At 32.1% G+C, this 14,054-nt stretch carries 13 protein-coding genes; 12 read left to right on the top strand and 1 reads right to left on the bottom strand.

Annotated elements, in window-relative coordinates; genetic code table 11:
* Window position 1 precedes the first annotated feature (1 nt).
* The 5 genes from J2T03_RS17145 to J2T03_RS17125 all read left to right on the top strand — a co-directional run bounded on the left by J2T03_RS17145 (window position 2) and on the right by J2T03_RS17125 (window position 6,835).
* Window positions 2–823, top strand: coding sequence for a polysaccharide biosynthesis/export family protein (locus tag J2T03_RS17145; protein WP_307220481.1), 822 nt, complete (start codon window positions 2–4; stop codon window positions 821–823).
* A 6-nt stretch (window positions 824–829) separates the two neighbouring features.
* A complete protein-coding gene (locus tag J2T03_RS17140; protein WP_307220478.1) occupies window positions 830–3,214 on the top strand; it encodes a GumC family protein in 2,385 nt (794 codons plus the stop codon).
* Window positions 3,214–4,506, top strand: a complete 1,293-nt coding sequence (locus J2T03_RS17135) for a nucleotide sugar dehydrogenase (RefSeq protein ID WP_307220475.1) — start codon at window positions 3,214–3,216, stop codon at window positions 4,504–4,506. The genes J2T03_RS17140 and J2T03_RS17135 overlap by 1 nt, the downstream gene beginning before the upstream one ends.
* A 429-nt stretch (window positions 4,507–4,935) precedes the next feature.
* The gene (locus J2T03_RS17130; protein WP_307220472.1) at window positions 4,936–5,634 is read left to right on the top strand and encodes a CatB-related O-acetyltransferase; all 699 of its coding nucleotides are present in this window, start codon (window positions 4,936–4,938) and stop codon (window positions 5,632–5,634) included.
* A complete protein-coding gene (locus J2T03_RS17125) occupies window positions 5,624–6,835 on the top strand; it encodes an oligosaccharide flippase family protein (RefSeq protein WP_307220470.1) in 1,212 nt (403 codons plus the stop codon). Before J2T03_RS17130 ends, J2T03_RS17125 begins: the two co-directional genes overlap by 11 nt.
* Before the next feature lie 279 nt (window positions 6,836–7,114).
* On the opposite strand, the gene J2T03_RS17120 is transcribed toward J2T03_RS17125, so the two are convergent.
* Window positions 7,115–7,246: a hypothetical protein gene (locus tag J2T03_RS17120; RefSeq protein WP_307220469.1), complete on the bottom strand. Its 132-nt coding sequence runs from the start codon at window positions 7,244–7,246 to the stop codon at window positions 7,115–7,117.
* A gap of 73 nt (window positions 7,247–7,319) precedes the next feature.
* Between J2T03_RS17120 and J2T03_RS17115 the strand changes: the two genes are divergently transcribed.
* From J2T03_RS17115 to J2T03_RS17085, 7 genes are all read left to right on the top strand, one after another.
* On the top strand, window positions 7,320–8,081 hold the full coding sequence (locus J2T03_RS17115; protein ID WP_307220466.1) for a hypothetical protein: 762 nt from the start codon (window positions 7,320–7,322) through the stop codon (window positions 8,079–8,081).
* Window position 8,082: 1 nt separating this feature from the next.
* Complete coding sequence (locus J2T03_RS17110) at window positions 8,083–9,252, top strand: glycosyltransferase family 4 protein (protein ID WP_307220462.1); 1,170 nt, start codon at window positions 8,083–8,085, stop codon at window positions 9,250–9,252.
* 5 nt (window positions 9,253–9,257) lie between these two features.
* Window positions 9,258–9,872 carry a CatB-related O-acetyltransferase gene (locus tag J2T03_RS17105; RefSeq protein ID WP_307220459.1) on the top strand — a complete coding sequence of 205 codons (615 nt, stop codon included), beginning with the start codon at window positions 9,258–9,260 and terminating at the stop codon, window positions 9,870–9,872.
* The gene (locus tag J2T03_RS17100) at window positions 9,865–11,343 is read left to right on the top strand and encodes a right-handed parallel beta-helix repeat-containing protein (protein WP_307220456.1); all 1,479 of its coding nucleotides are present in this window, start codon (window positions 9,865–9,867) and stop codon (window positions 11,341–11,343) included. Before J2T03_RS17105 ends, J2T03_RS17100 begins: the two co-directional genes overlap by 8 nt.
* A gap of 131 nt (window positions 11,344–11,474) precedes the next feature.
* On the top strand, window positions 11,475–12,626 hold the full coding sequence (locus J2T03_RS17095) for an N-acetyl sugar amidotransferase (RefSeq protein WP_307220454.1): 1,152 nt from the start codon (window positions 11,475–11,477) through the stop codon (window positions 12,624–12,626).
* 1 nt (window position 12,627) lies between these two features.
* Window positions 12,628–13,245, top strand: a complete 618-nt coding sequence (gene hisH, locus J2T03_RS17090; RefSeq protein WP_307220452.1) for an imidazole glycerol phosphate synthase subunit HisH — start codon at window positions 12,628–12,630, stop codon at window positions 13,243–13,245.
* Entirely contained in the window at window positions 13,239–14,009 is a 771-nt protein-coding gene (locus tag J2T03_RS17085) for an AglZ/HisF2 family acetamidino modification protein (protein WP_307220449.1), read from the top strand. The genes hisH and J2T03_RS17085 overlap by 7 nt, the downstream gene beginning before the upstream one ends.
* Window positions 14,010–14,054 lie beyond the last annotated feature (45 nt).

Below are 14,054 nucleotides of genomic sequence, written 5' to 3'. Positions count from 1 at the left end.
TATGAATGGAAAAATATTAGTGATATTTTTGGCATTAATGCTGGTTTCCTGTAAGGTTAATCAAAACAAGCCAAATGACTTAAACTATATGCAGAATATAGAAAAAGTGGCTATTGAAGCGTCAGAAAAAAATTCAAAAGCTACAATACAATCCGGTGATCAACTGATTATTTTAATTACCGCAAAAGATATGGACGTAGTAAAGCCGTTCAATCAGAATTATTCATCTTCAGAATTAGTGCAGACAAACAGTTTTGCTGGTAGCAATATGCCTAATCAAGGAGCAACCTTGCTTTCTGGTCCAACATATATAGTAGATACTAATGGAGAGATAGATTTTCCTGTATTAGGAAAACTAAGTACATCTGGTAAAAGCTTAGTAGACTTTAAGGATGATCTGAGAACAAAAATGGAGAAATATGTTATTAATCCTACGGTGAATGTAAGACTTGCCAATTTTAAAGTTACAGTTTTAGGAGAAGTTAACAGACAGGGAGATTACACTATAACAAATGGACAAGCTACAATTCTAAATGCTTTAGGTCTTGCAGGAGATCTTACTATGTTTGGAAAAAGGGAAGATGTATTAGTGATCAGAACAGAGAATGGACAAGTTACCCATGGAAGAGTAAATTTGCAGGATGCTAACCTTATTAATTCTCCTTATTATAATCTAAAGCAAGGAGATGCTATCATAGTTTCTTCTAATAATACAAGAGATCTTGCATCTAAACAAAATCCGAACACAGGACTTATCTTGACCGGAATTTCTATAGCAGTTACGGCTGTGGCAGTAGTAGTAAGTTTATTTAATAAGAAATAAAAATTGATGGATAACCAACAGCCTTCACAATTTTCAGAAGAAAGAAATTCAATTAATATTAATGAAATTATAAAACCGTTTCTCCGTAGGTGGCCATGGTTCTTTTTAAGTGCATTTACTGCGCTTGTTATTGGATATATTTCATTAAAGTTTATGGTACCTGTATATGATGTGCAGTCTACAATATTAATAAAGGATGCTAAGAACTCTTCTTCGCCAATACCTAATGATCTTGGAATTTTACCTGACCTTTCAGGGCTGGGTGGGCTTAAGACAAACAGTATTGCCAATGAGATAGAGATTTTAAAGTCGAAGAAAATGATGCGTGAAGTGGTTGTAACTCAAAATCTTCAGACAAACATTATTGCAAAAGGAAGAATTACCACTTTAGAGTTATATAAAGAAACTTCTCCCATAGAAGTGAAAGTAATTTCAGAAAAACAAGGTAAAGGCCTATCAAATACAGTTAAATTAATAATAGAAAATGACAAGTTAATTTTAACTTCTGAAAAGTTAAATAAAGAATTTGTTACTACATACGGAAAAACAATAAGTCTTCCATTCGCTAATATTATTATTACAAAAAACCCTAAATTTGATCCAACTGAGATTAAAGGTGTTGATACAAATAATCTTCTACTTCAAATATCTATGCTGGATGCAAAGGTAAACAGCCTTCAAAGTGCTCTTGATGTGACCCTTACTGCAAAAGATGCTACAGTAGTTAAATTAGGGCTTAAGTATCCCCAGATTTCAAAAGCTAAAGATATTCTTAATACCTTAGTAATAGCTTATAATAATGATGCTATTTCTGATAAAAATTCAGAATCAGGAAAGACTCTTAACTTCATAGAAGATAGAATTAAAAAATTGTCAGGCGAGCTCGGAGAAGTTGAAAATCAGAAAGAAAGTTTTAAATCTAAAAATAATCTGACCGACTTAGAAACAGAAGCTAAGATTAATTTAGAAAGTTCTGCAGCAGCCAGAGCAAAACAGTTGGAAGTTGACGCTCAGTTAGAACTTACTAATGCGTTGATAAATTATGTCTCAAAACAAGGGCAATATCAGATTCTTCCTTCTAATGTAGGATTGAACAGTCCAGAGTCTACATCCGGTATTTCTGCATATAATCAGCTTATCTTACAAAGAAACAGACTTCTTGAATCTGCTACCTCAGAAAATCCTACAGTTGTAGATGTAACAAAACAAATTAATTCCATGCGTAATTCCATTACGCAGAGCCTTCAACGAAATAAAGTTGGTCTTGAATTGGCAAGAAATGAATATTTAAACGAACAGAATAAAGTTTCCGGGAAGATTTCAAAACTTCCTTCAATCGAAAAAATGTTCAGAAGTATAGAGAGACAGCAACAGATAAAAGAGAATCTGTACCTTCTGTTACTTCAAAAGAGAGAAGAAACGGCCATTGCACAATCTATTGTTGCTCCTAAAGCGAAGGTGGTTGATAAAGCATATGCTTCCCCTGCTCCTATTTCTCCTAAAAATAATGCTGTCCTTATGGCTGCTCTAGCTCTGGGATTATTACTGCCTTTCCTTATTATTTATTTGATGCTTCTTCTGAATAATAAGGTTGTTACCAAACATGATTTAGAGAAATTAATTCATGCTCCTGTCATCGCAGAATTGCCAAGTCTTGAAAAAGGAGATTCTGATATTGTTCAGGTGAATGATATTAATCCAATGGCGGAAGCATTCCGAATTCTTATTACAAATATGAATTTTATGTTGCCCAAAAATAAAAAAAGCAAGGTAGTATTTGTTACATCAACGGTGAAGGGTGAAGGGAAAACATTTACATCGGTTAACTTGGCACTAACACTGGCTAATCCTAAGAAAAAAGCTATTATTATAGGTTCGGATATTAGAAATCCACAACTTCAAAGATATAATCCAGCAAGAAGAGGACTTACAGGACTTACTGAATATCTTTATAGTGACCAGACAAAGTTGGAAGATATTGTTCATGTATCATCTTTTAATCCTCATTTGGATGTAATTTATTCTGGAATGATTCCTCCAAATCCTACTGAATTACTTTCTAACGGACGCTATGAAATTCTTTTGACTGAATTGAAGGAAAACTATGATTATATTATTTTAGATACAGCACCGTTGCTTTTAGTTACAGATACATTCCTGATTGCTGAATTGGCTGATGTGACTATCTATGTGTCAAGGTCAAAGTATACTGAGAAATCACTTCTGGAGTTTGCTAACAATAATATTGATACAAACAAGATTAAAAATGTTGGATTTGTTCTTAACGATGTCAGCAGCGAAAACTTAGGCTACAACAACAAATATGGTTATGGATATAATAACCATAAAGAAAAGACATGGTTTGAAAAAATTAAAAATAAATTTAGCTAATGATGAAAAAATATAAAATAGCAGTTATTGGACAGGGATATGTAGGGTTACCTTTGTCTTTAGAATTTGCTGATCATTATCCCGTTTTAGGATTTGATATCAATACACTAAGAGTGGAACAGCTTAATAATGGACTGGATATAACTCTTGAAGCTGAAATTACAAAACTTAATGAAGGCTTAAAAAAATATAAAGAATCTAATGGAGATATTGGATATACAGCTACAGATCAATTGTCTGATATTGCACAGGCTAATGTTTTTATAGTAACAGTTCCCACTCCTATAGACAAATATAATGCCCCAGATCTCAACCCTTTGATTTCGGCTTCTAAAATGTTGGGGGCAATTATAAAAAAAGGAGATATTGTTATTTATGAATCCACAGTTTTTCCTGGATGTACTGAAGAAGAATGTGTACCGGTTCTGGAAAAATTTTCTGGATTAAAGTTCAATGAAGATTTTTATGTAGGCTATTCTCCTGAGAGAATCAATCCAGGTGATAAAGTAAATACTCTTACCAATGTTAAAAAAGTGACCTCGGGATCCACAGAAGAAATAGCTGAAGAAGTAGACCAGTTATACAAAAAAATTATTACAGCTGGAACACATAAGACTTCAAGCATAAAAGTGGCAGAAGCTTCAAAAGCTATTGAAAATGCACAGCGAGATGTTAATATCTCTTTTGTGAATGAACTTGCTTTAATTTTTGACAGAATTGGTATTGATACTAATGATGTACTTGAAGCTGCTGGAACAAAATATAATTTTCTTAAATATAAGCCAGGATTAGTAGGTGGACACTGTATTTCGGTTGATCCATATTATTTAGCTCATAAAGCAGAACAGCTAGGATATCATCCTGACGTTATTTTATCAGGGAGACGAGTAAATGATTCTATTGCCAAATTTGTAGCTTCTAAGGTTGTAAAACTTCTTATTGCGAAAGGTGGAGTTATTAAAGGTTCAAATGCTTTAATCCTAGGAGTTACCTTTAAAGAAAACTGCCCCGATGTAAGAAATACTAAAGTTGTAGATATTTATAAAGAACTTAAAGATTACGGTGTAAATGTAGATATTTACGATCCATGGGTAAGCAAAGAAGAAGTAAAGCGTGAATATGGGATTGATATTCTTGATAGCCTTCAGGAAAAGAAATATGAATCTCTTATTATAGCAGTTTCTCACAATGAATTTCTTGATATGGATCTTGATAAACTAAAGAAAGAAAATGCAGTAGTTTTTGATACTAAGGCGTGTTTAGACAGAAATTTGGTCGACGCAAGGTTATAATTTTATAGGTTCTCATAAAGAATATCACGACGTATAAAAAGTTATTTATATGCTTTAGAGCTCATCGAGGTGGAGAATAGTTAAGTAAAATCAATTTAGAAAAATATGCAGATACGATTTCTTAAATTTAGGATGTGGAAGCATTAATAAATTTTAAGAGGTTTGATTATACACCAAAATATTAATGCTCCTTTTTGTTGTGTTAGATTTGTAATATAAGAGGTTATGCAATGCTGGGACTACTGCATATCAATTCCTTGAATAGAATGGTGCTTATAAGTGGGTTAACAGGAATCATCAATATGTAATAGATAATTGTAGTACATGTTAAAAAAATAGAAGCGCTATTACCAAGATATTGATATTCTTGAAGAACTTAAGATAATAGATACTATTGAAAAGGATAAACTCACTGAAGAAATAATTAATATGAAAAGATTTATTGCAAACCTTTTTTTTGCCTTTTTTATTAATATTTTTAAAAAGATAAAATGCAACTTTAATGTGAGTATGTCACATAACGTTTTTTTTTATCTCATGAAAAGTAAACTGAAAGATATAAATTTAAGAGATGCCTTACTTGGGTCAGGAATAACATTAAATAATGGAGTTACTTTCTTTAATAAACCTGAAATTTTTGGAAATGTTGTTGTCGGAAAATACACAAGTATAAGCGGTCCGTCTACAAGGATTTGTGCAGAAGTGAATCAGGTGGTTATCGGCTCTTTCTGTTCCATTGCTTCTAATGTAGTCATACAGGAGTTTTACCATAATTATGACTTGGCAACCACTTATAATATGCAGGCGCATTTTTTCCGTTCGCACGCAAGTGATTTGATTTCAAAAGGAAGTATTGTTATCGAAGATGATGTATGGATTGGCTCTAATTCTGTGGTTTTATCAGGTGTTAAAATTGGAAGGGGAGCAATAATCGGTGCTGGGTCTGTGATTACAAAGGATGTTGAACCTTACACGATTGTTGCAGGCAATCCCGCAAAAAAAATAAGAGAAAGATTTAGCAGACAGTCTATAGAAGAGCTTGAGTCTTCAAAATGGTGGGAATGGGATAAAATAGAAATTTTAAAGAACGAAGCGTTTTTTAATAAAAAATTTAGTAATGATCAATAAGGAGAATTTTGTTTATTATGTGGGAACGGCATTGTCTCAGGTTATTACATTGCTAACCACACTTTACATTTTATATCATTTTTCTCCTGAAGACTTTGGATATTTTAGTCTTGTTTTATCCGTAACATCTATTATTGGATCTTTGTCTACCCTAAAGTTTGAACTTTCTGTTGCCATTTCAAAAAATTCGAAATCAGCCATTGAAAAACTCAGTTTAACTGTATTTATAAGTTTTCTTACAAATATAATAATGTCTGTATTGTATTTTGTATTTGAGCCAAATATCGACCTATTTATATTGATCGCAATGTCTATCACTATTGCTATGAATGGAAGTATCCAGCAATATATTTTGTTTGAAGAAAATCATATGCTTAATGGTATATTGCCTGTTTTGACAGCCTTGCTGAATTTGATTTTCCTATTGTTGTTAAAGGGAAGCAACGCGCTAATATTTGCATATACAATCTCTTCATGGCTTGTTACTTTTTTTTATATTTTTTGGATGCTGAAAAAAGGGAAAGAATATCTTGTTTTTTCTTTACCGTCTTTAAAAAAAATTTTTCATGAAAACAGATCCTTCGTGAAATATATATTTCCTAGCTCTATTGCTACCATTCTAATTCTTTATTTTCACCCTATACTGCTTTCATACCTTTATAACAGTGCGAACGTTGGACTGTTTTCCTTTGCATTGAGAATATTGCTGTTGCCATCCATTATTATTGGAACGGTTACAGGAGCTTTATTAAGAAACAGTTTATCCAAATTATATTTTAGTGGAGAATATACAAATATCAAAAAAGAAGTGAATAGAATCCTTTTATGGCTTTTGTTAAGTTGTCTGATATGTTTTCCTGTTTTAGAGTTTTTTGTATTCCAACTTAAAAATTTTGTTAATATTTCCAGATGGAATGGCATAGAGCATATATCAGTTCTGATTATTTTTTATGCAGTATCCCAATTTTTCTTTATTCCTCTTAGTAATATTCCATTGGTCTTTGATAGGAAAAAGCTGTTATTGAAACTTAATATTATACAATTGTTTCTTACATTAATAATATATTTGGGGGCATATCTGCTTAAATGGCAATTTGAAACTTTTCTGATTGTATTATCAGTAGTTATGATGGTGTTTTCCGCCATTTCATGTTATTGTTTTATAAAAATTGTAAAAGTAAAAAATGTTCAAACAGTATAAAGAATTTTTTTCGATTCTCTTTTTTAGTCTTATATATCAATATATCCACACGGATTATCTGTATAAATACTTTGACTATCTGGGATATATGAAAAAGGATGTGGATATATTCAGTTTAATCATTACCTATGTGATGATTGTTCTGCCTATTGCTTTAATAAGAAAAAGGAAATATCTGTTTATAGAAGTTTCTTTTACTATATTTTATTACCTTTTGTATATTCCTATAATGATCACCTTTATGTTTCATTATGGTGACTGGTATGAAAGGCTGATTAATCAACTTCCGGTACTTATTGGGTTTATGCTTATCTTTTTGCTTGCAAGAATTAATTTTCCCAAGATAACATCATCCACCAAATTTCCTGCTCCAAAGCTTAGAGTCCTGTACTTTTTTTCATTGTTTATCATTTTGTATATTTTATTTGAGTTTAGAGATGTATACTCTATTGTAAGCTTTGAAAAAGTGTATGATCAGAGAGATATGGCCAAAGAGTCATCAATGTTGAGTGGGTATCTTGTCCTTTGGATCAGCTATTTTATCGGGCCGCTTATCTTTATTATCGGGTTACTAAAGAAAAACAAAGCACAGATAATATATGGTTTTTTTGCAGTAGTATTTATATATGGAATAAGTGCAAGTAAAATCACACTTTTTATTCCTTTAGTGATTTATCTTATTTATTATTTATATAATAAGTATCCTAACACTTCAATCGTTAATGCACTGGGGCTTGTATTTAGTGGACTTTGTCTATTTTTTATGGCAATCTCAAAAAGTTTTTTTTTATTTTCCGCAGTAATATTAATGAGAACTTTTGGCATTGCCGGCTTATTAACATACCAGTATAGTGAGTTTTTTAAAATCCATGAGAAAACCTATCTTTCTCACATCAACTTAGTCAATGCAGTTACGGGAGGATACAAGTATAAAAACAGTCTGGGAGTTGAAGTTTCAGAATATTTTGTGGGTGATGGGGTTACCAATGCAAATGCAAATTTTATTGCTACAGATGGTATTGCAAGTTTTGGGTTGCCAGGCATTATTTTTATTTGTGTATTGTTAGGTCTATATTTTGCATTTACAAAGTCTCAAATTTCTTCCACCAACGGATTATTGTTGGGACTTTTGTTTATTCCCTTCTGTTTCATTATATTGAACGTAGGGTTATTTACATCTTTGTTGAGTGGAGGCTTTATTTTTCTAAATTTATATTTTATATTTTTTAAATCAAGTAAGCAATAAGATGAAAATAGTCCACCTTTGTTTGTCCAGTTTTTATATCGATGATTATTCCTATCAGGAAAATATGCTTCCAAAATACCATACACTGCAAGGGCACGATGTCACTGTGCTTGCTTCTATGGTTACGTTCAATTCAAAGGGGCAGCAGGATTTTCTTACTGAAGAATCTACCAAAATATGTAAGGATAATTATAAAGTAATTAGGATAGATTATAAAAAACCTTTCTATAAATTTAGTCGCTTTCTACGTATTTATAAAGATTTGAATAAATATTTGTACGAGGAAAAACCTGATTTACTATTTATTCATGACTATTCATTCCTGGATATTACTGTTGTCCTGAAGTATTTAAAGAATAATAAGAACGTCAAAGTATATGTTGACTGTCATACGGATTATATCAACAGCGCAAAAACCTGGCTTTCTAAAAATATATTTCATCATATCATTTGGAGATACTATGGTAAAGTTCTCTCTCCCTATGTTACCAAATTTTATGGAGTTACTCCATTACGTTGTGACTTTTTAAGAGATGCCTATAGAATTAGCTTGGAAAAGACAGAGCTTTTAGAAATGGGTATTGACGATGTAGTGTTCGAACAGAAAATGAAAGAAAACACTGGAGAAAGGCTTCGTTCAAAATATAATTTAGGGAATGATTTTGTAATTGTTACTGGAGGAAAGATTGATTATTTGAAAAATATTCATTTGGTTATGGAAGCCTTTAATCAAGTGAATAAAGAAATTCCGAATATCAAACTGATTGTTTTTGGAACGGTCAATCCTGAAATTAATGATCTATTCGAAAAACTGTTAAAAGAATCCAATGGAGGAATTATTTTTGTAAATTGGCTTTCCGCAGAAGATATTTTAGATTATTTCATCTTAGCAGATTTGATTATGTTTCCTGGGACACATTCCGTATTGTGGGAACAGGCGGTGGGATCTGGAACCCCTAGCTTTTTTAAACATTGGGATGGAATGACTCACGTTGATGTAGGAGGAAACTGCAGATTTTTGTATAAAGATTCGGCTGATGAAATTTATAAAGAATTAAAAGAAGTTCTTATAAATGACAAGTCTGAATATAAGAAAATGCTGGAAAATGCCAGAAATAAAGGATTAGAAAAGTTTTCATACAACAATATAGCAAAAAGAGCAATTAGCTAAAAAATATGTTACAGAAAATAGAATACATCTGGAATAAAATTCTGAAGAAAATCAGATTTAAGGCAGTTGTTGACAGTAAAATTCACTCTACATCCAAAGTTTGTTCCGGTTCACAATTGGTAAATGTGGTCATGGGAAAACACTCAGATATAGGGTATGATTGTACAATAATCAATACCAGTATAGGTTCGTTTTGTTCTCTTGGGGCTAATATTATTATTGGCGGACTATCACATAGCATCGATTGGGTATCAACTTCTCCTGTCTTTAACGAGAATAAGGATCACCTAAAACAAAAATTTTCCCACCATAAATTTGATCTGTTTCTAGAAACAAATATTGGCCATGATGTATGGATCGCCAATAATGTTCAGATAAAAGCAGGGGTTAAGATTGGTAACGGAGCTGTTATAGGAATGGGAAGTATAGTGGTGAAAGATGTAGGACCATATGAAATTTGGGCTGGAAACCCGGCAAAACGGATCAGAAAAAGATTTGATGATGAAACAATTAACCAGTTATTGCGAACAGATTGGTATAATTGGAATGATGATAAGATCAAAGAATATGCACGGTATTTTAATAATGTGGAACTATTTATAAAAAAGATCAATGAATAAATACCTAATTTTAGTCCTACTCTTTTTTATGAATTCTTCTTTCGGAAAAACACCGATAAAGGGCTTAGGAGATGCTTTTTTGATAGATACTTTGAAAATAGTACTACAAGGAACCAATAATGCGGAAACTGACACTAAAAATCTGCAAAGTGCCCTTAATACTAAAATGAAAACGGATTACCTAAAAATATATTTAAAAGGGAATTTCCAGGTTAATTCGGTCATTGTATTTGGAAATGATAATACAATGCTTTCCTTTGATAAGAAATCAAAGCTCCTATTTGCCAATGAAGGCTCAGGGATATTGATAAATAAAAATTCATGTATTATAGAAAATGGATTCTTTTCAGGAACTGGTAAGAGTACACGTTCTTTTTATGAAGGTTTTGGCATTCTGATGCAAGGCGCCTCCAAATGTATTATCAAAAATAATCACTTTGATAATATTTCAGGGGTTAATATTATGATGATACCCAATAACAGCATAGGTTGCCAGGAAAATATTATAAGAAATAACATTTTTACAAATCCAAAAATGGAAACATCAAAGAATGAAGGTGATGATGCCGTTATATTGATGGGATATTCCGGAGATGGGTATTTTCATTCTAAAAATTTAATAGAAAACAATCAGCTCGATGGAAATAATATCCCAAAAATTGGGATTGGAATTATTGGCCACGGAAGGGATAATATCATTAATAATAATAAAATAAAAGGGTTCAGACATTATGGAATTATTGCATATGAATCCATATATACTGATAAATCTTTGTCTGGTACAGTAATTACTAATAATTCTGTGGAAGATATTGGGAATTGGGAAGGAGCAAAGACATACAAAGGAATGGGGATTTATTTAATGAAATCTCCAAACTCAAGAATTATTAGTAATAAAATTAATAACGTTCTAAGAAGCTCTGATGAAAAAGAAACCTTGGGGCCTGGGGCAATATCTGTAAGTCTTTCTCCAGAAACAATTGTTTCGGATAATATTATTGGAAATTCATATATGTATGGAATTGTAAGTGACTATAGCTTTAATTCAAAATTTGTTAATAATCAAATTAAAGATATTCGAAAGTCTGGATCCTACTTTATCAATATGAATGATGTAGAGATATCTGGAAACATTTTTCAAAATATAGGCGAGGTTGTTATTAAAGGTTACTTTGAAAATACATCCCTTCAATATATCAAAGATCAGATGCAAACAGATAAATATTTGAATTTAGATACCGGACGAAATTTTATAATAAAAAATAACAAGTTTTATACTAAAGGAAATGTTTTGTATTTCTCAGGTACTGGAGCTGACAAGGCTAAAAGATATGTTGGGAATAAAGTTAAAAGTAATGTATTTGAAAATAATGAAATTATCGGAAACCTAAAAAAACAGGAAGAGTTGGTGTCTTTTAAAGAAGAAAATACAGGAAGTAATTTAGTTCGGAAAAACAAAATTATAAAGTAATATTTAAGATTGAAAAAATGGAAATAGAATTTTTGCTTAGCAAGTTTTTTGTATATCAGGCAACTGACAAAAAATAAAAAATTCAATTTTATATAGCTTATATTATTATATCTTTGCAAATTAAAAATAAAATGATGAAAAATTCGGAAAAACCTGTTCAGGTATGCGTTAACTGCATTATGGACTCTACGGATGAAACAATTATATTCGATGAAAAAGGCGTATGTGACTATTGTGGAAATTATTATAACAATATTTTGCCAAACTGGCATCCAGATGAGCAGGGCGAAAAGGAAATACAAAAAGTTATTGATAAAATCAAAGAAGAAGGAAAAGGGAAAGATTATGATTGTATCATAGGTATTTCTGGTGGTTTGGATAGCTCATACTTAGTATATTTAGCTGTAGAAAAATGGGGCTTAAGACCAATGCTTTACCACGTAGATGCAGGTTGGAATTCAGATGTTTCTACCAATAATATCAAAAATCTTGTTGATGGTTTAGGATTAGATTTATATACGGATGTTATCAATTGGGAAGAAATGAAAGACCTTCAAAGAGCTTTTATAAAATCTCAGGTGCCGGATATTGATACACCTCAGGATTTGGTATTCTTCTCATCACTTTATAATTACTGTGCTAAAAACGGAATTAAATATATATTAACCGGAGGAAATTTCTCTACAGAATGTGTGAGAGAGCCTCTTCATTGGGGGGCTTATTATCAGACAGATATGAAATATGTAAATGATATTCATAAAAAGTTTGGTGAAAGAAAATTAAAAACTTTCCCTAGATGTGATATTTTTAAATATAAAATTCAATACAGGTTGGTGAATGGTGTAAGGGTTGTAAAGCCTCTTGACCATACAAGATTTATCAAAAAAGAAGCTGAAGATCTCTTGGAAGCAAAATTCGGATGGCAGAGATACCAGCACAAACATCATGAATCGAGATTTACAAGATTCTATGAAGCATTTTGGCTGCCAAGAAAATTCGGATTTGATAAAAGAAAAAATCACCTTTCAAGCTTAGTTCTTACAGGTCAACTGACAAGAGAAGCTGCCCTTGATCGAGTTTCAAGATCGGAGTTGCCGGAAGATGAATTGATGAAGGAGTTTGAATATGTAGCTAAAAAGCTTGATTTTACAGTTGATGAACTTTGGGGGTATTTCAATGGACCGAATAAAACTTTTAGAGACTATAAAAATAATTATAAATTAATACAATTGGGCACTAAAGTGATGCAATTGTTAGGTCTTGAAAAAAGAGCGTTTAAATAATATGGTTACAATTATTGATTATGGTGTTGGCAATATCAACGCTTTCCTGAACATTTACAAGCAGCTAAATATACCGGCTACCACAGCAAAGACAGCTGCAGGGCTAGACCATGCAACAAAACTTATCCTTCCGGGTGTAGGACACTTTGATTATGCTATGCAGCGATTTACAGAATCCGGAATGAAGGATAAAGTAAATGAGCTTGTGGTTAATCAGAAAGTTCCGGTAGTAGGTGTTTGTGTTGGAATGCAGATGATGGCAAAAGGAAGTGATGAAGGCAGCCTTCCCGGATTGGGGTGGATAAATGCTTATGTTCATAAATTCGATGCATCACAGGTTTCTGCCAAATTGCCATTACCACACATGGGATGGAACGATATTCAAATAGTTAAAGATACACCTCTCCTTAAAGACTTGGAAAGGGATCCGAGATATTATTTCTTGCATAGCTATTATTTTAAATGTAATGATCAGAATGATTCTATTGCAGAAACAAATTATGGAATAAACTTTACCAGTGCTGTTAATCATGATAACATTTTTGGAGCACAATTCCATCCTGAAAAGAGCCACCATTTTGGAATCCAACTATTAAAGAATTTTGCTGAAAGATGTTAAGACCAAGAATTATACCCTGCCTTTTGGTTCATGATAAAGGATTGGTAAAAACCGAGCATTTCAAGAACCCAAGATATCTTGGTGATCCTATGAATGCGGTTAGAATTTTTAATGAAAAAGAAGTTGACGAACTGATTATTTTAGATATAGATGCTACCGTAGAGGGCAGAGGTCCCGATTTTAAAATGATTGAACATTGGGCTGAAGAGTGCAGAATGCCCTTATGCTATGGAGGAGGTGTAACAACTGTAGAACAGGCACAGAAAATCTTTTCATTAGGTGTAGAAAAAATAGCATTTAGTGCAGGAGCAATTAATAATCCCGAGATTATTAAGGAAATCTCTGAAAAAGTTGGAAGCCAGAGTGTTGTTGTTGTTTTAGATGTTAAAAAGAAATTATTTGGAGGATATGAAGTTTATACCCATAACGGAAAAAAAGCAACCGGAAAATCACCACTTGAGTTAATTAAAAAGTTTGAACAGCTTGGTGCTGGTGAAATAGTAATTAATTCTATTGACAAAGACGGTGAAATGAAAGGTTATGATATAAAGCTTATTGAAGCCTCAAGGAATGAGACGACCTTGCCGCTTACCGCAATAGGGGGGGCTGGTAAGTTAGAAGATATTGGTGAACTTATTCGTAAGTTTGGGATAATCGGCGCTGCAGCTGGAAGTTTATTTGTTTTTAAAGGGAAACTTAAAGCGGTTTTGATTAATTATCCCAATTTTTCTGATAAAGAGGATATAATAAAAAAATACTTTTAATATACGACTGATTATTGTCGATATAATAAAATAATATAAAAACAC

This window comes from Chryseobacterium lathyri (assembly GCF_030812195.1).
In the GTDB taxonomy this organism is placed as follows: domain Bacteria; phylum Bacteroidota; class Bacteroidia; order Flavobacteriales; family Weeksellaceae; genus Chryseobacterium; species Chryseobacterium lathyri_A.
Note: the sequence above shows the minus strand (reverse complement) of the source record. Positions and strands in the feature narration are given on the sequence as shown.